This window comes from Paenibacillus typhae (genome assembly GCF_900099765.1).
Taxonomy (GTDB): Bacteria; Bacillota; Bacilli; order Paenibacillales; family Paenibacillaceae; genus Paenibacillus_AQ; species Paenibacillus_AQ typhae.
On record NZ_FNDX01000029.1, the window covers coordinates 16,731 to 39,335 of the forward strand.

Below are 22,605 nucleotides of genomic sequence, written 5' to 3' on the forward strand. Positions count from 1 at the left end.
GGTGGAGAGCTTTACTAAGGTCAAGCTGGATGACAGCCAGCTGAGGGCCGCGGTGCAAGCCGCTTTTGGTGAAGGTTGTGCTGTTCTCTCATATACAGAGTTGACCGGCGGATTTTTTAACACGGCTTATAATCTGGAACTTAATGACGGGAAACAGGTGATTTTGAAGGTTGCCCCGTCTGACGAAACCAGAACACTAAGCTATGAGAACAATATTATGGCCGCTGAGGTGGAAGCACTCCGGCTTGTTGCAGCAGACGGACGGATTCCGGTTCCCGCGGTGTACAGCTTCGATGACAGCCGCAGTGTACTGCCTTGCCCATATTTTTTTATGGAAAAGGTATATGGCCAGCCGTACAGTGAGGTGAAGGAAAGCTATTCACCTGCCGAACAGGCAGAGATCGAGCGGGAACTGGGACGGTATCAGCGCCAGATTAACGGGATTACCGGGACAAGGTTCGGGCTGTTCACACAGGATGCAGGGGAAGATGTGCGGACATGGCGGGAGTCGTTCACCGGAATGCTTCGTACACTGCTGGAGGACGCCAGAGAGCTGGGAGTGATTTTACCGGCAGAGGATGAGGTAATCTGGAAGGTGCTGGAGCATTATCTGCCAGCCCTGGATGAGGTGACAGAACCTAGGCTGATCCATTGGGACTTGTGGAATGGCAATCTGTTTGTACAGGACGGGAAAATTGTCTCTGTCATTGACTGGGAACGGGCCCTGTGGGGCGATGTACTGATGGAATATTATTTCAGGCATTTTGAGCATTCTGCGCCTTTCTATGAGGGTTACGGGCAAACCTTCGGCAGTCCGGGAGAGCGTCTGCGTATCAAGCTCTATGATTTCTATCTGGATCTGATTATGAGAATCGAATGTGACTCACGCCGGTACAAAGACGGGAATCATATCCGCTGGGCTGCAGATAATCTTGCAGAGAGCTGGAAATCATTTAGAACATTGGACGGTAGTCCGATAACGTAAGTGCAAGAAGGCCGGTCCGCCATCCGCGGAACCCGGCCTTCTTGTGTGGGTAAATAGATCAAACAGACCGGCAGCTTAAAACTGGTTCGGAACAATGACAACAGGATCTGTATCTGCCTCATAGTCAATTCCGGCTGTCTCAAAGCCGAACAGCTGGAAGAACTCCTCCCGGTAGCCGCGCAGATCGGACAGCTCATCCATAGTCTCCGTAGTCAGGTGCGGCCAGAGCCGGTCAACTTCCGCCTGTACGGAAGGTTTCAGCTCCCAGTCGTCAATCCGGATGCGCCCCGCTTCATCAACCGGAATGCCTCCGGCAGCATACAAGCGTTCATTGAACAGCCGGTAAGCCTGCTCGATGCAGCCTTCGTGTGTGCCTTGTCCCTTCATGATCTTGTACAGAAGTGAGATGTAGAGCGGGACTACAGGCAAGGCTGAGCTGGACTGCGTAACAAGGCCTTTGCTGACTGCCACATAAGCCCGTCCGCCGCCGGGGGCAAGCTGGCTGTCCAGTAGCCGGGCGGTCGCCTCCAGGTGGTCTTTAGCGCGGCCTATGGTGCCCTTGCGGTAGATCTCCTGGGTAAGCTCTGGACCGATATAGGAGAATGCCAGTGTTACGGCATTGTCAGCCAGGACCCCGGCTGCTTTCAGGCTGTCAATCCACAGCTGCCAGTCTTCACCGCCCATGACATGAACAGTATCCTCAATTTCCGGTTCAGAGGCTGGGTCAACGGTAACCTGTGACACTTCCCCGTTGTGAAAATTGACCGTTTTATTGGTATAGGGCTCGCCGATGGGCTTAAGCACGGAATTATAAACCTGTCCGGTTACAGGATCTGTCCTGCGGCCCGTAGCAACGCTATAAATAACCAGATCCACCTGGCCGAGCTCACGCCTGATCAGGTCAGCGGTACGCTCCTTGGTCTCCCGGGTGAAGGCATCTCCGCATACACTGTAGGAGCGCAAGCCTGCCTCAAGAGCCGCCTGTTCAAAGGCTGCCGAGTTATACCAGCCTGCAGATGCGGTCCGTGTCTCGGTAGCTGTACTTGGGCGGTAGACACCGACAGTTGCAGCTCCTGCACCGAAGGCGGCGGTAATCCTGGATGCGAGCCCGTAGCCGGTTGAGGCTCCAATCACAAGGACGTTGCGCGGACCCTTTAGCGCCGGACGGGTACGAATATACTCGATCTGCTTCTGAACCTGCTGTGCACAGCCTGCGGGATGGGCGGTTGTACATATAAAGCCCCTTGTTCTTGGCTTGATGATCACTTTTTAATCATTCCTTTCCGGGAAGCTGTGAAATATAACTCAGTAAGACATAAAACAAAGCGCTATAATAGCCAGTATACGGCCTGATGAGTCAGCTTGTACAACAGTAAACCCGCAAAAAATGTCCGTATTCATGTGGGGGAGGACGGGTTAAAATGCTGGATTGGCTTAATCAGCATATAGACACGATAAGTCTATTATGGCTGCTGCCTGTTTGCTTCATGTTTCATGATTTTGAGGAGATTTTAACCGTGGAGAGCTGGGGTATTACTTACGGAAACAGAGTGGAAGCGGCTATTCCCCCGCGGATGCGCAAAATGTACAAATCCTCTATGCGAATGACAACCAGAAATTTTGCGCTGGATGTGCTGTTTGTATATTTTCTGATCGTTTCAGTTACCGCAGCTGCGGTGTTCTTTTCCTTTTATACACTGTATCTAGCTGTGACCGCCTTGTTTTTACTGCATGTTTTTACCCATTTTGGACAGAGTATTTACTTGAAGCTGTATACACCGGGAGTTGTAACGGCGCTGTTCATTGCTTTGCCATATTCGCTGTATGCCTTTTATCGGCTTCTTTCGGAAAAGATTGTCGGTCTGCACGACTTTGGATGGGCGCTGCTGCTGCTGTTTCTGTTGACTCCTCCGGTTGTCTGGGGTTTGCTGAAGAGCAGAGGACGTCATCAAAGAACATAGCTGACATGTATTGTATGATTCATTTTCTGAAAAGCACTTGACTAAGAGGCATAATGCTAGATAAAATATTACTTATTGCCTATTCTATATAATGAGAACTATTTCGTACTTTTGAAAAGAGCAGAGAGGGTGACAGGATGGAGCGCCTTTTAGAGGTAAAGGACCTAGCAATTTCATTCAAGACACGCGGCGGAGAAGTACAAGCAATCCGTGGTGTTAACTTTCATGTGAATAAAGGTGAAACACTGGCGATTGTCGGCGAATCCGGTTCCGGTAAGAGTGTAACCTCCCAGGCGGTTATGAAGCTTGTACCGCAGCCGCAGGGACAATACAAACGCGGACAGATTTTGTTCGACGGGCAAGACCTGATTCATAAGACCGAAAAGCAGATGCAAAAAATCCGCGGTAAAGAGATCGGCATGATCTTCCAGGACCCGATGACTTCCCTAAATCCGATGATGAAGGTCGGAAAGCAGATTACCGAGGTATTGTTCAAGCACGAAAAGATCAGCAAGGAAGCTGCTTACAAGCGTGCTGTCGAGCTGCTGGGCCTGGTGGGTATTCCTTCCCCGGAACGCCGTTTTCAGCAGTACCCGCATGAGTTCTCCGGCGGTATGCGTCAGCGTGTCGTAATCGCCATGGCGCTTGCGGCCAATCCTAAGCTGCTGATTGCCGATGAGCCGACAACAGCGCTTGACGTAACGATTCAGGCCCAGATTCTGGATCTGATGAAGGATCTGCAGAAGAAGATTGATACTGCGATTATTTTCATTACCCATGACCTCGGTGTTGTAGCCAGAATGGCTGACCGCGTTGCGGTTATGTATGCCGGACAGATTGTGGAAATGGGAACAGCGGAAGAAATCTTCTATGATCCTAGACATCCTTATACCTGGGGTCTGCTGGCTTCCATGCCAAGCCTTGACAGTAAGGGCTCCATGCTGACAGCTATTCCGGGAACGCCTCCGGATCTGATCAAGCCGCCTAAGGGCGATGCGTTTGCCCTGCGCAGCACTTATGCTATGGCGATTGATATGGAGAAGGAACCTCCGATGTACAAGGTTTCGGACTCCCATCTGGTGAAGTCCTGGCTGATGCATCCGATGGCTCCGGCTGTTGAGCCTCCTGCGGTTGTGAAGAAGAGACAGCGTGTATTACCTAATGCTTATCCGCAGCCGGTTCTGGTTGAAGGGTAATATGGTGTATTAATTACGCACTGGAGCTGCATACTGGTAAGATTAGCGTCAGGCCGTTTTACGGCTTGGCGCTTTTTTGCGCCCTTTTTTTCGCCCTAAACAACGCTGAATTGTTTTTTTGTTTTATATATTATTGAAATAATATTTATATATTTAAATAAAACTATTGACTATTTTACCTTTCCACAGCAAAATGTAAGGGTATACATAGGAGGTATAGTCATGAAAAAACGTGCTGTAACATCATTATTAATGTTAACCGTATTATCAGGCTGCGGCGGAAACGGAGGCAGCGTACCCAAGTTTGAAAATGTCTCTGTCCATGACCCTTCCGTTATCAAGGCAGACGGGACCTATTATGTCTTTGGCTCCCATCTGGCTTCAGCCAAATCCAAGGATTTGATGGCCTGGGAACAGATCTCTTCTGTGGTGGAGGACGGGAATGTGCTCATTCCCAATGTGACTGAGGAACTTAGCGAGACCTTCAGCTGGGCACAGTCGGACACCCTCTGGGCGCCGGATGTCATTCAGCTCGCTGACGGTAAGTTTTACATGTATTATGATGCCTGCCGCGGCGATTCACCTCTGTCGGCGATGGGGATCGCTGTTTCGGATAAAATTCAAGGGCCATATAAGGACCTGGGAATTATCCTGAAATCCGGTATGTCCGGGATCGGCGATGACGGTGAAGTTTATGACGCCACCCAGAAGCCGAATGTGGTTGACCCGGATGTCTTCTTTGATAAGGACGGAAAATTGTGGATGGTCTATGGTTCGTACTCGGGCGGTATTTTTATCCTGGAGCTTGATCCAGCCAGCGGCTTCCCGCTCCCGGACCAGGGCTACGGCAAAAAACTGCTCGGAGCCAATCATGCCCGGATAGAGGGCCCTTATATGCTGTACAGCCCTGAGACCGATTACTACTACTTGTTCCTCTCTTACGGGGGGCTTGATGCGAACGGGGGATATAATATCCGTGTTGCCCGCTCCAAGAATCCGGACGGCCCGTTCGAGGACTCTGAAGGCAAAGCGATGCTGGATGCAGTCGGCAACCCAGACAAGCTGTTCGATGATCCCGTATATTCACCGTACGGCGTCAAGCTGATGGGGAATTTCGAATTTCTGAACAGTGCATCCGAGCCGGATGCCACGGGGGAGGGTTATGTATCTCCCGGACATAATTCAGCTTATTACGATGAGAAAAGCGGCCGGTATTTCCTGATTTTCCATACACGCTTCCCGTATCGCGGCGAAGAGCATGAGGTGCGTGTACATCAGATGTTCATGAATGAGGACGGCTGGCCTGTAGTCGCACCACACCGTTACGGCGGGGAGACTATCGGCAGCTACAAGGCAAAGGACATTACCGGAGAGTACAAATATGTTAATCACGGCAGGGATATCAGCGCAGAGATAGTCGAATCTGAGATGATTGTGCTGACCGCGGACGGCAAGATAACCGGAGCGGTTACGGGTACATGGAGCCTGGAAGGAGAGCATACCGCTAAGATTACAGTAGAGGGCGCAGAATACAAAGGTGTGTTCTTACGGGAATGGAACGAAGCGGTGAACGGGAATGTGATGACCTTTACCGCGTTGTCCGGAGACGGAACTGCGGTTTGGGGAAGTCATGTATCTGAAGGAAGCACGAAATAACTTAGCGATGTCTGATTAGACAACTGGCAGCCCGCCTGGCGTATTCAATGCGCTGAGCGGGCTGCTGCTATGCTGAGGATGTGGAGGAAATAAGCATTACCGGTACTTCCGGAGCACGATAACGGCGTTGTGCCCGCCGAAGCCGAACGAATTGGATATGCCGATATCCAGCTCTGCCTTCCGGGCGGTATTCGGCACATAGTCCAGATCGCAGACTTCATCTGGCATCTCCTGGTTGATTGTAGGCGGTATTAGTCCCTGTTCAATACTCTTGATCAGAGCAACCGCCTCCAGGCCGCCGGCCGCTCCCAGTGCGTGACCGGTCATTGATTTGTTGGCTGTGACAGGAATACGGTATGCCGCTTCCCCGAACAGCTTCTTGATCGCTGCTGTTTCCGAACGGTCTCCTATCAGGGTGCTGGTGGCATGGGCGCTGATCAGGTCCACTTCTTCAGGCTGAATTCCCGCTTCACCCAAAGCCAGCTTCATGGCCAGATAAGCACCTGTGCCTTCAGGGTGGGTTGCAACCATATGATAAGCATCCGAGCTGGCCCCGTACCCGGTAACTTCGGCATAAATAGTTGCGCTCCGGCGCAGGGCATGCGACAGTGACTCGAGAATGAGGATGGCGCCGCCTTCGCCGATCACGAAGCCGTCCCGGCTGCCGTCAAACGGACGGCTGGCCTTCTCCGGTTCTTCATTACGGGTAGAGAGCGAAGTGGCATTACCGAAGCTGGCCAGCGAGATTTCAGTAACGGCAGCTTCCGCACCGCCGGCAATTATACAGTCGGCACCGCCGTAACGGATCAGCCGGAAAGCCTCACCGATGGCAGTGTTGCCGATTGAGCAGGCGGTAACAGGCGAGAGGGCAGGACCAAGTGCACCGAACCGTATACTGATTGCAGCTGCGGCCATATTGGAGATCAGCATGGGGATGAGCGTCGGGCTGACTCTTTCCGGCCCGCGTGCCCTGAGCAACTCAGCCTGTTCCATCAGGGTGTGAATGCCGCCTACACCTGAACCTACATATACACCTAGCCGTTCCCGGTCAATCAGGTCCAGCTGCAGGCCGGAATCGGCCCAGGCATCCTCGGCGGCAGCCAGCGCAAACTGGGTGAACCGGTCCATCCGGCGGGCTTCCTTGCGGCCGAACCGGCCTTCCGGATCGAAATCCCTGACCTGTCCGGCGATCTTGCTTTTATAGCGGGCTGTATCAAATGAAGTAATGGGCGAAACACCAGATTCTCCCGCGCTCAGGCGACTCCAGAATTGCTCTACAGTATTGCCAAGCGGTGAAATGACTCCCATGCCGGTGATAACTACACGTTCCATATAAATCCTCCTATAATCAGGCTGTTTATTCTCCCGAAGGGTACAAACATTATTTTTCCACTTTGCTTATCCTATTACAAGTTGTGGTTTATACTAGTATAATTACTACTAGTGTATTATCAAATCTGGATAAGGCAGGGATACAATATGTCCAATGAAACTAGATTGCAGGCATTGTCGGGTTTTCTCAAATCACGCAGGGCTTCGCTTACGCCGGCTTCCGTCGGGCTGCCTGAAGGTACACGGAGACGGACACCCGGTCTGAGACGCGAGGAGGTAGCACAGCTGGCAGGGGTAAGCAGTACCTGGTATACATGGCTTGAACAAGGCAGGGACATCAAGGTGTCGCCCTCGGTGCTTGAATGCATTGCCGCAGCGCTGAGGCTGACCAAGGATGAGCGGAATTATCTGTTTGCTCTGGCATTGGACAACGGCCCCGGCCCGGCAGCCTATCAGCAGGAGGAGGTTACCGTAATCAGCCCCTCTCTGCAAAAAATACTGCAGGAGCTTACGACCTGTCCGACCATTATTTCAGACCGTCACTGTAATATCGTGGGCTGGAACGAAGCAGCTGCCCATGTATTTCTGGATTTTACGCAGCTCCCGGCAGAGGGGCGGAATATGATCTCCCTCTTGTTCGTCCGCAAGGAGTTTCAGCGGCTGGCTGTGAACTGGGAACAGTTTGTAAGGGGGTATCTGTCTATTTTCCGGGCCTATTACGGACAGTATGTTGAAGACCGCTGGTATGATGACTTTATCGCTGAGATGAAGGGGCAGCATCCCCGTTTTCAGGAGCTGTGGGAGGAGAGCAGGGTCAGCAGTGCGCCGGATGTAGTACTGGAATTCCGCCATGCCAAAGCGGGAAAAATGCTCTTCCACCTCACCTCGCTGCAGGTACACGGCACTGCCGATTTACGCTGCAGCATCTATACACCGGCCGCAGAAACCGGTACAGAATCCAAGCTGGAGCTGCTGATGAAGTAGACTGATTGCTACGCCGATAAAAAATATTTATGTATTCATAAAAAACAATAAATATGCAATATATCAAATCCGGCATATACTTCTTATAAGATGTTAACTTTATTGCGAACGGAAAAGGAGTATGTAACAATGGCGAAGGTAACCGGATTGGAAGGCGTAGTTGCAGGTGAAACAGATATCGGACTGGTGGATGGAGAGAAAGGCTATCTGGTCTACCGCGGATATTGGGCGAAGGAGCTTGCTGTAAGCAAGAGCTATGAGGAGGTTGCGTATCTGCTCTGGAACCGCCGTCTGCCGGAAGCGGAGGAGCTGGTACTGCTCAAGCAGGAGATGGCAGCAGCGCGGACGATTCCGGAGTATTTGAAGCAAATGATTGATCTGCTGCCGCCGTCGATTCCGATGATGCTTGTCCTGCAGAGCGCGGTAGCAGCCTTAGGCGACAAGGACAACGCGACGTGGCCGCCAACCCTGAAGCAGGCGATCCGGCTGACATCGGTTCTGCCGACGATCATTGCCTACAGGTACCGCAAAGTAAACAATCTGCCTGAAGTTGAGCCGCTGGCAGAGCTGGGGCATGCAGCGAATTACTTGTACATGCTGACCGGAAGTATTCCCGAAGAAGCGCATGTACAGGCGCTGAGCGCTTATCAAATCCTGTGCATGGAGCATGGCATGAATGCTTCGACCTTTGCTTCACGGGTTGTCCTGTCGACTGAGTCAGATATATGTGCAGCGGTATGCGGTGCGATCGGGGCGATGAAAGGCCCGCTGCACGGCGGTGCGCCATCAGAGGTTATCTCCATGCTGGAGGAGATCGGTACGATGGACCGTGCTGAGCCGTGGATCCGCAAGGTTCTGGAGAACCGCGGCAAAATCATGGGCTTCGGCCACCGGATTTACAAGACGAAGGACCCGCGTGCGGAAGCGCTGATGATTGCCACGGAAGCCATGATCGGCAAGGATCCTTCCTTTGATCTTGCAATTCATGTGGAGCATACGGCCATCCGGCTGCTGGAGGAATACAAGCCCGGCCGCCGGCTGTTCACAAATGTTGAATTTTATGCTGCAGCTATTCTCAAGGCGCTGCAGCTGGACCCGGACATTTTTACACCGACCTTTACGGCGGGCAGAATCGTCGGCTGGACCTCGCATATTCTGGAGCAGGCGGAGAGCAACCGGATTTTCCGGCCGCAGTCGGTTTATACAGGTCCCATGCCGGAGACAGAAGCTGAGACGGTATAACGGATCGAATTTCCATCATCATACGAAACCCCTGGCCGGTTAAACGGCCAGGGGTCTTTTATTGAAGGAGGAGGGTTTATGAGCGAGTACGGCGGATACTCTGATCTCACATTTTTGAACAGTCAGATTAAAAATCTGTTATTGCAATCAGGGTATTCAGACCTCCTTTGCTTTTGATAGATTATTATATTCAATGATTCTATTACTGCTGTTACAGATGACTTAGGAGATTCGCGCAAATTATTGCATCACACCGCTGTACTCTCTGACGGGCTATTGTATGGTAGACTATATAGATTGAGATTAAATGATATAGAGTGAAAATATAAGGAGAATGCATATGATCAAGCTGATATCGTGGAATGTCAACGGCCTCAGAGCCTGTGTGGGCAAAGGCTTTAATGATTATTTCAAGGAGAGTGCGGCAGATATATTTTGTGTACAGGAAACAAAGCTGCAGGAGGGGCAGATTACGCTGGACCACGGGGAGGAGTACTACCAGTTCTGGAATTACGCGCAGAAAAAGGGATACTCCGGAACGGCTGTTTTCACCAGAATCAAGCCGCTTTCGGTAAGATACGGGCTGGAGGAGGATTCCGAGCCGGAGGGCCGGGTGATTACCCTGGAGTTTGACGGCTTTTACCTGGTTAATGTCTACACTCCAAACGCCAAACGCGATCTGACCAGGCTGGACTACAGAATGGAATGGGAGGACCGCTTCCGCAGCTATCTTCTTGCGCTGGACAAGCACAAGCCGGTGCTGGTCTGCGGTGATCTTAACGTAGCCCATGCCGATATCGACCTGAAAAATGCCAAAGCCAACCGCGGCAATTCAGGATTCACCGATGAAGAGCGCGCCAAAATGACAACGCTGCTGGATTCCGGCTTCATTGATACCTTTAGATTCTTTTATCCGGAAAAGGAAGGTGCGTATACCTGGTGGTCGTATATGCCCAAGATCCGGGAGCGGAATGTGGGCTGGCGGATTGATTATTTCCTGGCCTCTTCCCGGCTGGCTCCGCAGCTGGTGGATGCGGCGATTGACTGCAATATACTGGGCAGCGACCATTGTCCGGTTGTTCTCAAGATAAACGAGCCCGCAGTATAATCCGTTAATATGCTAAAAAGCGGCCATGCAGTCCGGAAGGAGCTGTAATGGCCGCTTGTTTGTGCAGGTTGGAAAACCGCTGTTACGCCAGTATTCTGCCTTTGATCGTTACAGGCTCCTGTTCTCCCATGCCTACGTTTGCAGACTGGGTCAGTGTTAAGGATTGTTCACTGAACGTAATCTCAAGCGTGAATATGAATGGCTGTTCAACCATCAAGAGTGTCAGCTGCAGCATATCTTCAGTCGTCCATGTGAAGCTGGACATTATAGCATCAGGAGCAGCGGGACCAGGCATCAGCCGCACCTGACTAGACGCCCATGCCCCGCGTCCCAGGATGAGCTCCTGACATCCGCCGTGCTGATCGTGAAGCGTAACGCGGGCTTCATTGTCACCAAAGGCAATGGCCAGTGAATCAATCTGCAGGCCGTTGGACTCCAGCTGGTAGGTCTGGCCGTTTACTGCTGACTCCCAGGCAGAAAAAGACCTGATAACTGGTGGTGTGATTGCCAGCGTACGAAGCTGATCGGCTAAACGCGCCGCAGCATCCGGCTGCTGCTCCAGCTCAGCCTGTGTATCATTAAATGCCGGCAGCAGCTCCCACACAGCATTCATCACCTCTTGCATCTGTTGAGTACCGCTGGTGATCGCTACGACTGCATCCTGTTCAGGCATGATGATACAGAATTGGCCGAAAGCCCCGTCGCCGCGGTAAAGGCCATGCCGGCATCTCCAGAACTGATAGCCGTAGCCCTGGGACCAGTCACCGCTGTCTGGCTTGCCGTCCCCGTTCTCAATCTGCAGCGAGCTCGCTTCAGCCACCCATTCCTGCGGAAGCAGCTGCCTGCCGTTCCACATGCCCTTTTGCAGATACAGCTGTCCGAATCTGGCGATATCTTCGGTAGTGATGCTGAGTCCGAAACCGCCGGTGTTGATACCGCGGGGACAATAGTCCCATACAGGATTAATAATGCCAAGGGGGCTAAACAGCCGCGGGTGAAGAAAATCCAGCAGCGTCTGTCCGGTTACTTGCTGGAGAATGGCAGACAGCATATAAGTCGCTCCGGTATTATACAGGAAATGGCTGCCCGGCTCCCGGTCAACCGGAAGCTGCAGAAAGGCTCTGACCCAGTTGCCATCGGCCTCCTTCATCATTTCCTCCATGGTATCCGAGGTGTGGCCGGTGCCCATCATCAGCAGGTGCCGGATATTCATTGCAGCCAGTCGGGGGCCGGGGTTCCCGGGTGTTTCCTCAGGGAAGAAGGAGATTACCTTGTCCTCCAGCGACAGCAGCTGCTCTGCTGCAGCTAGCCCGATGGCTGTGGCCGTGAAGCTTTTGCTGAGTGAAAATAACATGTGCTTGCGCTCCGGGCTATACGGAGCCCACCAGCCCTCAGCGACTACATGGCCGTGCCGCAGCAGCATAAAGCTGTGGAGTGCAAGCTGCGACTCCTTAATCCGGGTCAAAAAGGCTGAAATGGCACTGGATTGAATCCCTTGCTCCTCTGGCATGCATCTTGGCAGTTCAGGTACAGGAATACTAGTCTTGTTCATCATTACCGCTCCTCACTGGATAAATGGGATAAAAGTGCATTATTTAAGACAGGCTGGGCAGAATACGCCGCCTTGCTGCCTGTTCAAACCCGTAAGCAATTCTTAGCAGTACAGGCTCGCTGAAAGCGGTACCGGAAAAGGTAACACCGTGCGGGCCTTTTGTAGTGTAGCCGCCTGGAGTAATGATCCCTTCAGCTGCATATCCGGCAGGTACTGTAATTAAAGGATAGCCAGCTCTGGCTGCAAGATCAGTTCCGTGAAATCCGGGAAACATCAGCGCATCAAGGCGGTGTTCACGCAAGGCGTAGTCTATGCCCTGATCCCGCGCAAGCTCTCTGGATTTATGAAGAGCAGTAAGATACTCCTCCTCTGATATTCCGTCTCCGGACTTCTCCAGCCATACCAAGGTATCCTGGCCATATTTCAAAGCAATTCCGCTATGCTGAGCGTTGTAGGCAATCAACTCACTAAGGTTATGTACAGGTATGGATTCGGAAAGTCCGGCCAGATAGCGGTCAAGCCCTCTTTTAAACTCATATTGAAGCATAACCGGGCTCCAATCGGCGCCCATACATGGCAGCTCAACAGGATCAACAATGATTGCGCCGTAGTCTTTGAGAAGTCTGATGGCCTCCTCCATAATTGCCAAAACATCCTTATCCAGCTCCTGGTAGACAGCTCTTGGAATGCCGATACGCACACCCTGCAGACCCTGCGGATCAAGGAAAGCCGTATAGTCTGGAGCAGAAGGTAATCCTGCAGCCTTCGGGTCCGGCTGCTCCGGAGTACATGCTCCCGTCATTGCGCCCAGCAGAATAGCTGCATCTGAGACTGTCCGTGCCAGCGGGCCGGCTGTATCCTGGGTACCGATGCCGGGGATAATCCCGGCTGTGCTGACCAGGCCGGCCGTCGGCTTGATTCCGACCACGCTGTTCTGGCTGGCCGGGCCGATAATGGAACCGGAGGTCTCGGTTCCGATTGCCGCAGCCACAAGATTGGCTGCAACAGAAGCGGCGCTGCCTGAGCTGGAGCCTCCGACAAACAGCTCGCCGGGACCGTAGGGATTCAGAACGAGCCCGCCGCGCGAGCTGTAACCGGCCCACATGCCGGGAGCCATAAAATTGGCCCATTCTGTCATATTCGCTTTGCCGAGGATAATGACACCGGCTTCACGTAAATGCCGGATCAGCACGGCATCGCTTGCGGCAGTTGATTCTGCCAATGCGATTGAGCCTGCGCTCGTGTGCAGCTTATCTGCAGTGTCAATGTTGTCTTTGACAAGCAGCGGAATGCCGTGCAGGATGCTGCGTGCTCCCGAGGCCAGCCGCTCCCGGTCCAGCCCTGCAGCTATTTCGAGCGCATCGGGATTAAGCTCCAGGACAGCGTTAATGACAATATCAAATCTGCTGATCCTGTCCAGATAGAGCTGCACCAGCTGCACTGAGGTTAAAGCCCCCCCGGCCATTTCTGTCTGCATAGCTGAGATATCGGCTTCAATGATCCAATTCTGCCAATGCAGCTGCTCATCATTCAGAACCGGTTTAGGTGAAGATTCAGGCATATACACTCTCCTTGTTATTGGGCTATTTGCGGGGATTCGTCAGCAGCAGCCTGCCGCAGCTTCTCCGGCCAGGTAATCAGATTGCGGGTGCCGCTTAACCTTTCGTAGAAAAGCTCCTTCTTCCGGAATATGCTAATGACGGTATGAATAAGAAACAGGAGATCTGCCAGCAGCACTACGCCGCGGGCGGAAGCAGCCAGCTCAGGGTTCATGGTCTCAGCATATGCCGAATCAAACAGCAAAATATTCATTCCAGGCAAAACAGCATACAGCAATCCGTATCTGACGGCCAGTCTCCAGAGCTTCGGCCTGCCGGATTTACTCTGCACCCGGATGCGTACGAGCCATTTTCCCGGCGTCTTGCCCCCGGTTAAGCGCGGAAGGAGCAGAAAGTAAACGGCCTGAGTAATCCACACAGGATAAGGAACGGGAGACAGGCTTAATAAGCCACTGGCTGGCAGCCAAACACAGGCATCCAGTATACATGCAATCCCGCGCCGGGTGTAGGTGACCCGCTTGGCGCTTAAATCCTCATTGGCATCCAGCTGTTCAATCCTCGGAAGTGCCGCGGATATCCAAAGGGCGATTCTGTACCCGGCAATTCCGCCAAGCGTATTGGTGATCAGGTCATCAACATCGAATACCCGGTACGGATGATCGAAGAAGCCGTAAATGCCCGTGATCTGCGTAATCTCGAACAGCAGGGACAGGCAGAAGGAGAGCAGGATGCAGACTACCCATCTCGTCCGGAAATAATAACCCAGAAACATGCCGAACGGCACCATCAGCAGCACGTTAAATACTGCCTGATAAAAAGGAGGCTCGCTCAGCAGCGTGATATAGGTAGAAGGGTCGTCCGCGGTGAAACGGCTGCTGTGCAGAATTTCCCCGATGAACTGCAGCGGGACAAGCTGCAGACTGCCGCCTGCAGGCGGCAGATTATGCCTGGTTGCCGGAAAAGGCAGCATGATCAGATAGAAGACATTTATGAGATAGAGCAGCAGCAGATAAAGAATCAGTGCCCGGAGCTTATGGATATAACCGTAACGCCGGTACTGGATAATCAGGAAGGGCAGGGTAAACAGCAGCGCCGCAACCGGAAAGGACATAAACGCATAGGAAATAGGGAAAAGATAGGATTCAAACATAGTTCACCTGCCGTAAAAAATTTGGCTCCGGGAACATCCCGGCAAGCTCCGCTGGCTGTTAGACGATCAAACCGGTCAGAATCCCTGCAGTCAGGCTTTTCCATTATAGAATTTATTGAAAGCGTCCTCAATGGAATTAATCATTATAATGAATCTTTCCGGCTTGGCATACATTGGTCTGGAGAGGAGCGTGAGCAATATGGAGAAGAAAGTGCAGCATTACTATAAGCTGAAAGCCAAGCATAAGGAAATCGAGAAGGAGCTGGCAGAGCTCAGGCAGGAAATCGTGGCTTACTGTGCCGGGCAAGGAGATACGGATACAGTAATCGGAAGCTACAGGGTCAAGCTGGTTACACAGAACCGCAAGGAATATGATGATGAAAAGCTGTACAATGCCCTGGCTGATCCCCAGGTGTGGCGGCTGCTGTCCAAGGCTGATCCGGCCAAGGTAGCCAGTCTTGCCAAGCTGAAGGTCATTGCGGAGGATAAACTCACGGATACTTACACAGTCAAAGAAGTAACATTACTGCAGGTGGAAAAACAATAAGCGGGCATAGACAGCATTCAAAAGAGGCGGTTCCTTCGCTGGAACTGCCTTTTTAGGCTGCTCCGGCTCTGCTGCAGGGCTGCTGCAAGTCCGCTGCAAGTCTGCCTCCGGGATCAACAATCGCCATTAGGTCTGTTTTGCGTTAAAATAACAACTGGAGCATTACAGAGATTCACTGGAATATAGACAGATATGGAGGAAGAGCAATCATGAAGGATTTTGAACTGATGCTGGAGAAATATGCCGATCTGGTGGTCAAGGTCGGAGTTAATGTACAGCCCGGGCAGGTGCTGATGGTTCATGCGCCGCTCGAAACCGCTGAGCTTACCCGCCTGATCGTAGGCAAAGCCTATGAAGCCGGTGCCAAATATGTAATGGTGGACTGGGATGACGAGGCAGTCACGCGTATCCGTTACGAGAAAGCGCCTGAAGACTCGTTCAGCTATTATCCGCAGTGGCATGCCGATATGCTGGAGGGCTTTGCGGAGGAAGGCGGGGCGATTTTACATATAAAGGTGCCTGATCCGGAGCTGCTGCGCGGCATAGATTCAGCCAAGGTGTCCACAGCAGTCAAAGCGGCGGCAATCGCCCGCAAGAAATATCAGAACTATACCCGCAGCAGCAAAATCAGCTGGTCGCTGATCAAGGCGCCTACACGCGCCTGGGCTGATAAAGTATTTGCTGATCTGCCGGAGGAGCAGCGGATTGATGCCATGTGGGAAGCGGTATTCCAGATGAACCGCGTAGGTGCTGAGGACCCGGTGGCGGCGTGGCGCGAGCATATTGCCCAGCTGAAGCAGAGCCAGGACCGGATGAACGCCAAACGTTACAAGAGCCTTCATTACCGCGCACCGGGAACCGACCTCCGCGTTGAGCTGCCGGAAGGCCATCTGTGGCGCGGCGGCGGCGGCGAGAACGGCAGCGGGGTTTATTTTGTGGCGAATATGCCTACAGAGGAGATTTATACAATGCCGCTGCGCACCGGTGTAAACGGCACGGTATCAAGTACCCTTCCGCTGAACCTGAACGGCCGTCTTGTGGACGGGATTACTTTTACTTTTACAGACGGTAAGGTTACCGCCTACGACGCCGTTTCGGGCCGTGAGCATCTGACCTCCCTGCTGGAAACGGACGAAGGTGCATCTTATCTGGGTGAAGTGGCTCTGGTGCAGCATGACTCGCCGATCTCCCGGTTGAACCGAGTATTTTACAACACCGGTATTGACGAAAATGCCTCCTGCCATTTCGCGCTGGGCAGCGCATATCCTGTTAATATCGAAGGCGGCGTAGGCCTCAGCAGTGAAGAGCTGATTAAGCGGGGTGCCAATGTGAGCCTTACCCACGTCGACTTTATGATCGGCTCAGCTGAGCTGGAGATCGACGGCGAACGGGCTGATGGCACGATTGAGCCGGTATTCCGCAAAGGAAACTGGGTGCTGTAACGCAGACTTTTGCATAATCTAAGATAATGTTTAGAAGAGCCTCCATGCCGGGGGCTCTTTTGAATGTACATATAGTTGAAATGCCTTGAAAAAGAATGACTAAGGGAAAACTGTTTGCTGCTGCTCTCCGTCTTATACATATGAAAGGATAGAGAGAGGGGGGGACTGGATGACGATGTCTGGTGTGGAGATGAAAAGATTAACCGGCGTTACCTCCAGTGAGGAGTCGCGCTTCTATGAAGCGGTGATGGAGCATAGTGACCGGCTCTATCAGATTGCCTACAGTTATCTTGGCAACCGTAATGACGCACTGGAGGCTGTGCAGGAGACAACCTGCCGGGCGTGGATTAAAAGGAGGACACTGAAGGATCAGCGGGCTTTTAAAGCGTGGATCATCCGGATTCTAATCTACGTGTGCATTGACGAGCAGCGCAGAAGAAAGCGGAGTGTGCCGACACCGGATGAGCGTATGCAGGAGCCGGTTATGAAGCCGGACACCGGCAGGCTGGAAATGCGCTGGGCGCTGGAGCAGGTCAAGCCGAAATACAGGCATGTGCTGCTGCTTAAATATTATAATGACATGACGCTTGCAGATATTGCGGAATTGCTTAAGAAGCCTGAGGGAACCATCAAAACCTGGCAGCATAAAGGGCTGAAGCAGCTCAGAACCATACTGAAGGATCGGGGTGAATGGAATGATTAACAGCAGGGAAGAGCAGGTAATGACGGCGGATGCAGCACGGATGCAGCGAGAGATTCAGGCGGAACCGGACAACCGCTACATCAGGCAGGCGGTTCAAAATGGCCTGGAACGCGGGGTAAACAGCTCGAAGCGGGCTGCGATGATGAAAGGTTCGGTCCTCGGGCTGGCTGCAGCCGCAATGATAGCTGTCCTTCTGTTCATCATCCCGGTGCTGCACAATAAACAGCAGTCCACTGCGGCCGGATCCGAGCCGGTAGACTGGGGTGTGCTTGAGCCGTTCAGGGAATTTAATTCTTATGATATCAATTCTGCAACCTTTGAATCTGCGGTCCTCAATGATTACGTTCAGTTCCTCGACCGGGACGTGGAGATTGAAGGATACAGGGTTACACTGAATGCAGTAACAGCTGACGAGAACCGTATTATTCTTTTATACACGGCGGAAACAGCGGGAGATCAGGAGATCTACGGCTTTAGCAGCAGCAGAATGACGGATGTACAGAGCGGCAGCCTGCTGAACCGTAACGGGGGAGTCGGCGCACATGCCAAGATATACGGGGGGGAGGATGACTATCATAAATATTACGGCAAAAGCGTGTTCGAGCTGGACCGCAGCAAGCCGTTCCCAACGCAGCTGGAGGCGGATTTCCTGATTGCTTCTGTCGATCCGGGTAAAATGGATGATCCCAAGACGGGGACCATTATGGCGGATATTCATTACTCCCCGCGGATAAAAGTCACTTTTGATCTGGATCAAAAATTCAAGGAGATCCCGACAACGGTCATTTTCCCGGAGAAGAGCTTCCTGCTTGCCGGTCACGAGGTTGTTCTGAGCCAGGTTGAGCTGTCACCGTTAATGATCCGGGCCCGCTTTGCCCTGAGGAATGAAGCGGAGAATGAATGGGAGGTCAGACGGAAGATTTTTGAAGCCGGCTCTGGCAAGGTTTTAGCTGAATCCCGTAACGGCACGGTGCAGCTGCCTCTGCTGTCTGCAGTGGGGACGGAGAATGGCTTTGAAGAGCTGTTCGCCAGCACTCTGCTGGATGATCCCGAATCGCTTGTTCTGGAGTTTACAGCGAGGACAGGGAACAGCCAGTCTGTAATGGAGTTTGATTTGTTAAAATAGCTATAAAAGCTGATAGCTGATAGCTGAAAAAGCTGATGGCTTATAGCTGAAATGGCTGGAATACCTTTCGGCAAGCCCCCGCTAATCTGTTAGCGGGGGCTTTGCGTGTACCTGTGGGCACCGGACAATTTGGGGATAGCCTGCCGGCGCCCGATAAGGGGGAAAATCCCTCCAAATCGTATAAAAGACCGGTCAAACGGCTTAGCTAAAGGAAATTTTCCCTGTTCTGTCCACTTACATGCCTGCTGCCATCTTTTTCGGCCATTCCCTCTCAAGTACCGAATAGATCAGCTCATCGCACTATTCGCGGTTGCAGTATCTGGTTTCGCGCAGTACGCCGTCTTTGGTTATGCCGACCCGCTGCATGAGGCGCTCGGAGCGCTCGTTGGCGGCATTGGCATAGGCGACGATCCGGTGCGCGTTCAGCTCTTTGAAGGCATAACCGATCAGGAGCCGGACTGCTTCGGTTGCATATCCGTGTCTCCAGTACTCCGGGTGCAGCGCCCAGCCGATCTCCCATTCCCGGATGTCCTTCCAGTTCAGCTTGATGCTGATAATTCCCAGCTGTGTCCGATCTTCTGCACGGCATACCATCAGCTTGAAATGTTCGCGCGGCACATTTGCCGGGTGCAATAGTGCATTATTGAAGTCATCCTCGATCTGCACAGCATCAGGATGGTTATTTTCAAATTTGGAAGTCAGCTCATGCCCCTCAAGCTCTGCGAAAAATTCCCGGTCATTTTCACAAAAGTCTCTTATAAGTACACGTTCACCGGCAAGTTCCATTGTATAATACCCGCCTATCTAAATGTTGTTGCTGAAGCGGAATACCAGCTTGTTCCCGTCAAACGTTTCTTCAACCGCCTCATGATAGCTTTGGTTTGTGTAGCCCGCTACCGTTTTGCGCCAGAAGGTTTGCCCGATAATGTTTTTGGCGGCCGGGTTCGTGTGAAGCTCCCAGATGCCCTTGAAGCGTTCAAATACGGAGACGGCAGCCTGACGGGCAATGCCCGTTCCACGGAACGGCTGCAGCACAAAGAATTCGTTAACAAAATAATCAACCCCTTGTGCACAGTGGGGCGGCGTAGCAATAAGCGTAAATCCGGCTGGACGGGAGCCGGCCTTAAACAAAAAGGGATATAGGCAGCCCGGCTTCTCCCACCAGATATTCTGGACATCGTATTGCTGGGCCAACGTCCGGATCTCCGGTTCTTCTTCATAGATTCCGTGTTCATTCAGGACGGGGCCGTCCTGAAGCCCGTAGTGGCCCGAAAGATCGTGCAGATAAAGCGGGTAAAGATTTTTGATAATATACGCTTCATGGGGGGCGGCGAGCTCGACAGTTAGATTCATAATAGACCTGCTTTCATTCTTTATAGTTAATTAATACCAACCTTAATAACTTATAGCTGATCAGCGCAAGGTAAAGTTTAGTTTAGAATAAAGGCTACTGGAAAAAGCTTTGCTGGAAATGATAACGATTATCAATTAGAATAGAATTAGTTGCGCATTCAACTATATCAGTCGGGGGAGTCTGCGAGGCTTTTGCAGTTCCCTATACACAGGAGGAATGATTATGTTAATCCAGACAAGATCCATAGTTGTAGAAAAAGGACACAGCGACAAGGTAATCGAGAGATTCAGCACACCCGGAGCGCTTGAGGAAATGCCCGGCCTGATCGATATCAGCATCGCGCTCAATAAGAAGGGCAAGGACAGTGAAGAGGTGCTGATCCTGATCCGCTGGGAGTCCGAGGACGCCTGGAAAAACTGGGAGAAGAGTGACGCGCACATCCAGGGACACCGTAACAGCAGAGGCCAGGAGAAGCCGGCTTACATTCTGGGCACGACCGTCAATATGTATGAGGTACAAAAGGTTAAAGAGGGCAAGGTTTACGAAAAATAGAGCAGCTGCGCTTCCAAGGAACTGCCGGCGATCTTAGCGGATTGCAGGCAGTTTTTTTGCTGCCTGGGCGTATCAAAATGCCTCTGGAGTATCTTTCAATTTGTGATACATTAATGAATGTGTCATGCACAAAGGGGGATTTTGGAAGATGAAAGGTTTAAGATGGGTGCTTGCAGCGGTAGTCTCCGCCGGCATGTTTGGTCAAGCCGGGGGTGTGCTGCATGCGGCTGGACCGGCGATCATTGATTTTGACAGGGGGAGTTACCTGCTTAGTGACGGTACAGTATGGAAGCAGGATGTTGACAACGGAGGATATAAACAGCTTGATTTCGATCTGACTGAGATTGAGGAAGGCTATGGAATTACCGCGTCAGGTACTCTGGTTCGATTACAGGGGAAGGGAGCTCCTGAAATACTGAAGAACATGACCGGGGTGGTACACATTTCCGGGAACTATTATTTGGATAATACAGGAACCATTCGTTACCTCGACTATGGTGATTCGACAAGTTATACAGATATTGTGAAATTTGATGATTCGGAAAAAGGTTTGGCATTGCTTACCCGTTCCGGAGTCTTGAAGGCAGAGGGGTTCAGCGACAAAATTGAACAATTCGGCAGCAGCGCAGAGGTCACGGCCATAGATAGTTATTCTGATTCCTACAGTTCTGTCGACGATGTGGCAGTGGTCCTGCATTCCGGAAAAGTGCTGCTGTACAACCGGTTTAATTTTGACAGGAATGATCTCTCTAAATATATTCCCGTAACCATCACCGAAAATGCAGCAGAAGCCAGATTCGATGACCAAGGTAATCTGGTTGTACGAATGAATGACGGTACCGTCTGGAGAACGGGGTCTTCTGAAGCTGACCGCTATAAGCTTACGGAGTCATTCCCGGGTCTTAAAGGTGTAACCGGACTGATCTCAGTCTATAGCCAGGGCATGTATGTAAAAACGCAGGACGGAAGCGTAGCGGACTATGATGTGCAGGCGGACCGTCTGGAGAAGCTGACCCTGCCAGGTGTCACCGGTGTATCCTTCACGATGGAGAATACCAGCCTTACGGTCGGTGACAAGGTTCCTGTGCAGATTTTGGAGACCTGGACGGGCGGATCTACAAGGAAAGTGCCGCTGAAGGATGCGGATTTGATTATTGAAAAACCGGCGCTTTTGCAGAAGCTGAACGATGGAACTTTAAAGGCACTGGCGGTCGGAGTTACCAAAGTTACAGTGAAATCAGGATCAATCTCCAAAACGCTGGAGGTATCCATCAGTTCAAAAATTATTATCAGAGATGGAGCACTGATTAACGGTTCAATGTATCTGCCGGTTCAGGCGGTGTTCCAGCAGCTCGGTGCTTCTGTGCAATACGATGCTAACACCAAAATATTCAACATTAAACTGAATACTACCCCTGTCCAGCTCCAGCTCGGCAGTGATATGGCAATGGTGAGCGGCAAGAAGGTTAAGATGAGCGGAAAGGTACAGACCTTTGGTGATGTAAAAGTGTTTCCGGCAACGCTGTTGAAGTCGGCGTTCGGAGCAGGGCTAGTATGGGATTCCGCTATTCAGAGCATGACGATTACCTTCGGCAAGGCCGAAATGAAGGTACAGACCAAGCAAACCACCCATATCTATAAGAAGCTGGCCCAGGGAAATCTGGCGAACCTGATCGGGAAAAGCTACTGGATCAATTTTTTTGATGTCAATTATAGGTTTCAAAAAGTAACCATCGTTGATGTAATTCCTGATTATAACGGGAACTTCGTTCTTGCCATGAAGCTTGCTTCAGGAAAAGTACTGAAAACGTATGAGATGACCGGGGCGGAGATAATAAGTACGCTGGCCGATAAAGAAGAATTTCTGACAGCAGACCCTTACAAAACGTACAAGTGGTCAAGTAAAGTGTGGGAAGATATTAAGGCAGGATACATAAGCATCGGTATGACAAAGCAGCAGGTCGAGTTAAGCTGGGGGACACCGGAGAGCAAGTCTGCTGCCGTAGGAGGCGGCATCCGCGTAGAGACCTGGCAGTACGTAGGCTATGATTACGTGACCTTTACCAACGGTGTAGTTTCGTTTATTTATACCAGCTGATTAACGGCTAAGGCCGGAGGCTGTTTCAAATGCGTAAACCGCAAATGAAGCAGCTTTC

20 protein-coding genes are annotated in these 22,605 nt (G+C 51.7%); 13 read left to right on the top strand and 7 right to left on the bottom strand.

What is annotated here, in order from left to right; all coding sequences use genetic code 11:
• Position 1 precedes the first annotated feature (1 nt).
• Positions 2 to 985 carry a phosphotransferase family protein gene (locus BLR64_RS20260; protein ID WP_090716908.1) on the top strand — a complete coding sequence of 328 codons (984 nt, stop codon included), beginning with the start codon at positions 2 to 4 and terminating at the stop codon, positions 983 to 985.
• Positions 986 to 1,060: 75 nt separating this feature from the next.
• Here BLR64_RS20260 and fabV read toward each other — a convergent pair whose 3' ends face one another.
• Positions 1,061 to 2,251, bottom strand: a complete 1,191-nt coding sequence (gene fabV, locus BLR64_RS20265) for an enoyl-ACP reductase FabV (protein WP_090716909.1) — start codon at positions 2,249 to 2,251, stop codon at positions 1,061 to 1,063.
• Positions 2,252 to 2,406: 155 nt separating this feature from the next.
• Here fabV and BLR64_RS20270 point away from each other — a divergent pair, with 155 nt between their 5' ends.
• From BLR64_RS20270 to abnB, 3 genes are all read left to right on the top strand, one after another.
• Positions 2,407 to 2,946 carry an HXXEE domain-containing protein gene (locus BLR64_RS20270; RefSeq protein WP_090716911.1) on the top strand — a complete coding sequence of 180 codons (540 nt, stop codon included), beginning with the start codon at positions 2,407 to 2,409 and terminating at the stop codon, positions 2,944 to 2,946.
• Between the two features lie 137 nt (positions 2,947 to 3,083).
• Positions 3,084 to 4,142 (top strand): ABC transporter ATP-binding protein, encoded by a 1,059-nt coding sequence (locus tag BLR64_RS20275; RefSeq protein ID WP_090716913.1) that lies wholly within the window; start codon positions 3,084 to 3,086, stop codon positions 4,140 to 4,142.
• Positions 4,143 to 4,394: 252 nt separating this feature from the next.
• The gene (gene abnB, locus BLR64_RS20280) at positions 4,395 to 5,798 is read left to right on the top strand and encodes an arabinan endo-1,5-alpha-L-arabinosidase AbnB (protein WP_244157787.1); all 1,404 of its coding nucleotides are present in this window, start codon (positions 4,395 to 4,397) and stop codon (positions 5,796 to 5,798) included.
• 96 nt (positions 5,799 to 5,894) lie between these two features.
• Here abnB and fabF read toward each other — a convergent pair whose 3' ends face one another.
• Positions 5,895 to 7,130 (bottom strand): beta-ketoacyl-ACP synthase II, encoded by a 1,236-nt coding sequence (gene fabF / locus BLR64_RS20285; protein ID WP_090716916.1) that lies wholly within the window; start codon positions 7,128 to 7,130, stop codon positions 5,895 to 5,897.
• Positions 7,131 to 7,277: 147 nt separating this feature from the next.
• On the opposite strand from fabF, the gene BLR64_RS20290 reads away from it, so the two are divergent.
• From BLR64_RS20290 to BLR64_RS20300, 3 genes are all read left to right on the top strand, one after another.
• Complete coding sequence (locus BLR64_RS20290; protein WP_090716918.1) at positions 7,278 to 8,114, top strand: helix-turn-helix transcriptional regulator; 837 nt, start codon at positions 7,278 to 7,280, stop codon at positions 8,112 to 8,114.
• 129 nt (positions 8,115 to 8,243) lie between these two features.
• Positions 8,244 to 9,356: a citrate synthase/methylcitrate synthase gene (locus BLR64_RS20295; protein WP_090716920.1), complete on the top strand. Its 1,113-nt coding sequence runs from the start codon at positions 8,244 to 8,246 to the stop codon at positions 9,354 to 9,356.
• Between the two features lie 343 nt (positions 9,357 to 9,699).
• Complete coding sequence (locus tag BLR64_RS20300) at positions 9,700 to 10,464, top strand: exodeoxyribonuclease III (RefSeq protein WP_090716974.1); 765 nt, start codon at positions 9,700 to 9,702, stop codon at positions 10,462 to 10,464.
• An 82-nt stretch (positions 10,465 to 10,546) separates the two neighbouring features.
• Here the strand turns inward: BLR64_RS20300 and BLR64_RS20305 are convergent, their stop codons facing one another.
• Genes BLR64_RS20305 through BLR64_RS20315 form a run of 3 tightly spaced genes read right to left on the bottom strand, consistent with a single transcriptional unit; the run spans position 10,547 to position 14,725 of the window.
• The gene (locus tag BLR64_RS20305; RefSeq protein ID WP_244157783.1) at positions 10,547 to 12,019 is read right to left on the bottom strand and encodes a serine hydrolase domain-containing protein; all 1,473 of its coding nucleotides are present in this window, start codon (positions 12,017 to 12,019) and stop codon (positions 10,547 to 10,549) included.
• Between the two features lie 40 nt (positions 12,020 to 12,059).
• On the bottom strand, positions 12,060 to 13,577 hold the full coding sequence (locus BLR64_RS20310; RefSeq protein ID WP_090716921.1) for an amidase family protein: 1,518 nt from the start codon (positions 13,575 to 13,577) through the stop codon (positions 12,060 to 12,062).
• Between the two features lie 14 nt (positions 13,578 to 13,591).
• Positions 13,592 to 14,725, bottom strand: coding sequence for a VanZ family protein (locus tag BLR64_RS20315; RefSeq protein ID WP_090716923.1), 1,134 nt, complete (start codon positions 14,723 to 14,725; stop codon positions 13,592 to 13,594).
• Positions 14,726 to 14,924: 199 nt separating this feature from the next.
• Here BLR64_RS20315 and BLR64_RS20320 point away from each other — a divergent pair, with 199 nt between their 5' ends.
• The 4 genes from BLR64_RS20320 to BLR64_RS20335 all read left to right on the top strand — a co-directional run bounded on the left by BLR64_RS20320 (position 14,925) and on the right by BLR64_RS20335 (position 18,543).
• On the top strand, positions 14,925 to 15,272 hold the full coding sequence (locus tag BLR64_RS20320) for a hypothetical protein (protein WP_090716925.1): 348 nt from the start codon (positions 14,925 to 14,927) through the stop codon (positions 15,270 to 15,272).
• Between the two features lie 209 nt (positions 15,273 to 15,481).
• Positions 15,482 to 16,714: an aminopeptidase gene (locus tag BLR64_RS20325; protein ID WP_090716927.1), complete on the top strand. Its 1,233-nt coding sequence runs from the start codon at positions 15,482 to 15,484 to the stop codon at positions 16,712 to 16,714.
• A gap of 169 nt (positions 16,715 to 16,883) precedes the next feature.
• A complete protein-coding gene (locus BLR64_RS20330; protein ID WP_244157784.1) occupies positions 16,884 to 17,417 on the top strand; it encodes a sigma-70 family RNA polymerase sigma factor in 534 nt (177 codons plus the stop codon).
• Positions 17,410 to 18,543: a DUF4179 domain-containing protein gene (locus BLR64_RS20335; protein WP_090716929.1), complete on the top strand. Its 1,134-nt coding sequence runs from the start codon at positions 17,410 to 17,412 to the stop codon at positions 18,541 to 18,543. Before BLR64_RS20330 ends, BLR64_RS20335 begins: the two co-directional genes overlap by 8 nt.
• A gap of 300 nt (positions 18,544 to 18,843) precedes the next feature.
• Here the strand turns inward: BLR64_RS20335 and BLR64_RS20340 are convergent, their stop codons facing one another.
• Both BLR64_RS20340 and BLR64_RS20345 read right to left on the bottom strand, forming a co-directional pair.
• Positions 18,844 to 19,329, bottom strand: coding sequence for a GNAT family N-acetyltransferase (locus BLR64_RS20340; protein ID WP_090716931.1), 486 nt, complete (start codon positions 19,327 to 19,329; stop codon positions 18,844 to 18,846).
• Between the two features lie 18 nt (positions 19,330 to 19,347).
• Positions 19,348 to 19,896 carry a GNAT family N-acetyltransferase gene (locus tag BLR64_RS20345; RefSeq protein ID WP_090716932.1) on the bottom strand — a complete coding sequence of 183 codons (549 nt, stop codon included), beginning with the start codon at positions 19,894 to 19,896 and terminating at the stop codon, positions 19,348 to 19,350.
• A gap of 223 nt (positions 19,897 to 20,119) precedes the next feature.
• On the opposite strand from BLR64_RS20345, the gene BLR64_RS20350 reads away from it, so the two are divergent.
• Both BLR64_RS20350 and BLR64_RS20355 read left to right on the top strand, forming a co-directional pair.
• Positions 20,120 to 20,449 (top strand): antibiotic biosynthesis monooxygenase, encoded by a 330-nt coding sequence (locus tag BLR64_RS20350; protein WP_090716934.1) that lies wholly within the window; start codon positions 20,120 to 20,122, stop codon positions 20,447 to 20,449.
• A gap of 148 nt (positions 20,450 to 20,597) precedes the next feature.
• Positions 20,598 to 22,547, top strand: a complete 1,950-nt coding sequence (locus BLR64_RS20355; protein WP_167360742.1) for a stalk domain-containing protein — start codon at positions 20,598 to 20,600, stop codon at positions 22,545 to 22,547.
• The last annotated feature ends 58 nt before the right edge of the window (positions 22,548 to 22,605 follow it).

What these genes read in the sequence shown, in the direction of transcription:
- fabF (WP_090716916.1), bottom strand. Translation starts at nt 7,130, where the DNA reads ATGGAACGTGTAGTTATCACCGGCATGGGAGTCATTTCACCGCTTGGC.
- BLR64_RS20305 (WP_244157783.1), bottom strand. Translation starts at nt 12,019, where the DNA reads ATGATGAACAAGACTAGTATTCCTGTACCTGAACTGCCAAGATGCATG.
- BLR64_RS20295 (WP_090716920.1), top strand. Translation starts at nt 8,244, where the DNA reads ATGGCGAAGGTAACCGGATTGGAAGGCGTAGTTGCAGGTGAAACAGAT.
- BLR64_RS20345 (WP_090716932.1), bottom strand. Translation starts at nt 19,896, where the DNA reads ATGAATCTAACTGTCGAGCTCGCCGCCCCCCATGAAGCGTATATTATC.
- BLR64_RS20320 (WP_090716925.1), top strand. Translation starts at nt 14,925, where the DNA reads ATGGAGAAGAAAGTGCAGCATTACTATAAGCTGAAAGCCAAGCATAAG.
- BLR64_RS20330 (WP_244157784.1), top strand. Translation starts at nt 16,884, where the DNA reads ATGACGATGTCTGGTGTGGAGATGAAAAGATTAACCGGCGTTACCTCC.
- BLR64_RS20315 (WP_090716923.1), bottom strand. Translation starts at nt 14,725, where the DNA reads ATGTTTGAATCCTATCTTTTCCCTATTTCCTATGCGTTTATGTCCTTT.
- BLR64_RS20310 (WP_090716921.1), bottom strand. Translation starts at nt 13,577, where the DNA reads ATGCCTGAATCTTCACCTAAACCGGTTCTGAATGATGAGCAGCTGCAT.
- BLR64_RS20350 (WP_090716934.1), top strand. Translation starts at nt 20,120, where the DNA reads ATGTTAATCCAGACAAGATCCATAGTTGTAGAAAAAGGACACAGCGAC.
- BLR64_RS20290 (WP_090716918.1), top strand. Translation starts at nt 7,278, where the DNA reads ATGTCCAATGAAACTAGATTGCAGGCATTGTCGGGTTTTCTCAAATCA.
- BLR64_RS20325 (WP_090716927.1), top strand. Translation starts at nt 15,482, where the DNA reads ATGAAGGATTTTGAACTGATGCTGGAGAAATATGCCGATCTGGTGGTC.
- BLR64_RS20270 (WP_090716911.1), top strand. Translation starts at nt 2,407, where the DNA reads ATGCTGGATTGGCTTAATCAGCATATAGACACGATAAGTCTATTATGG.
- BLR64_RS20355 (WP_167360742.1), top strand. Translation starts at nt 20,598, where the DNA reads ATGAAAGGTTTAAGATGGGTGCTTGCAGCGGTAGTCTCCGCCGGCATG.
- BLR64_RS20275 (WP_090716913.1), top strand. Translation starts at nt 3,084, where the DNA reads ATGGAGCGCCTTTTAGAGGTAAAGGACCTAGCAATTTCATTCAAGACA.
- abnB (WP_244157787.1), top strand. Translation starts at nt 4,395, where the DNA reads ATGTTAACCGTATTATCAGGCTGCGGCGGAAACGGAGGCAGCGTACCC.
- BLR64_RS20340 (WP_090716931.1), bottom strand. Translation starts at nt 19,329, where the DNA reads ATGGAACTTGCCGGTGAACGTGTACTTATAAGAGACTTTTGTGAAAAT.
- BLR64_RS20335 (WP_090716929.1), top strand. Translation starts at nt 17,410, where the DNA reads ATGATTAACAGCAGGGAAGAGCAGGTAATGACGGCGGATGCAGCACGG.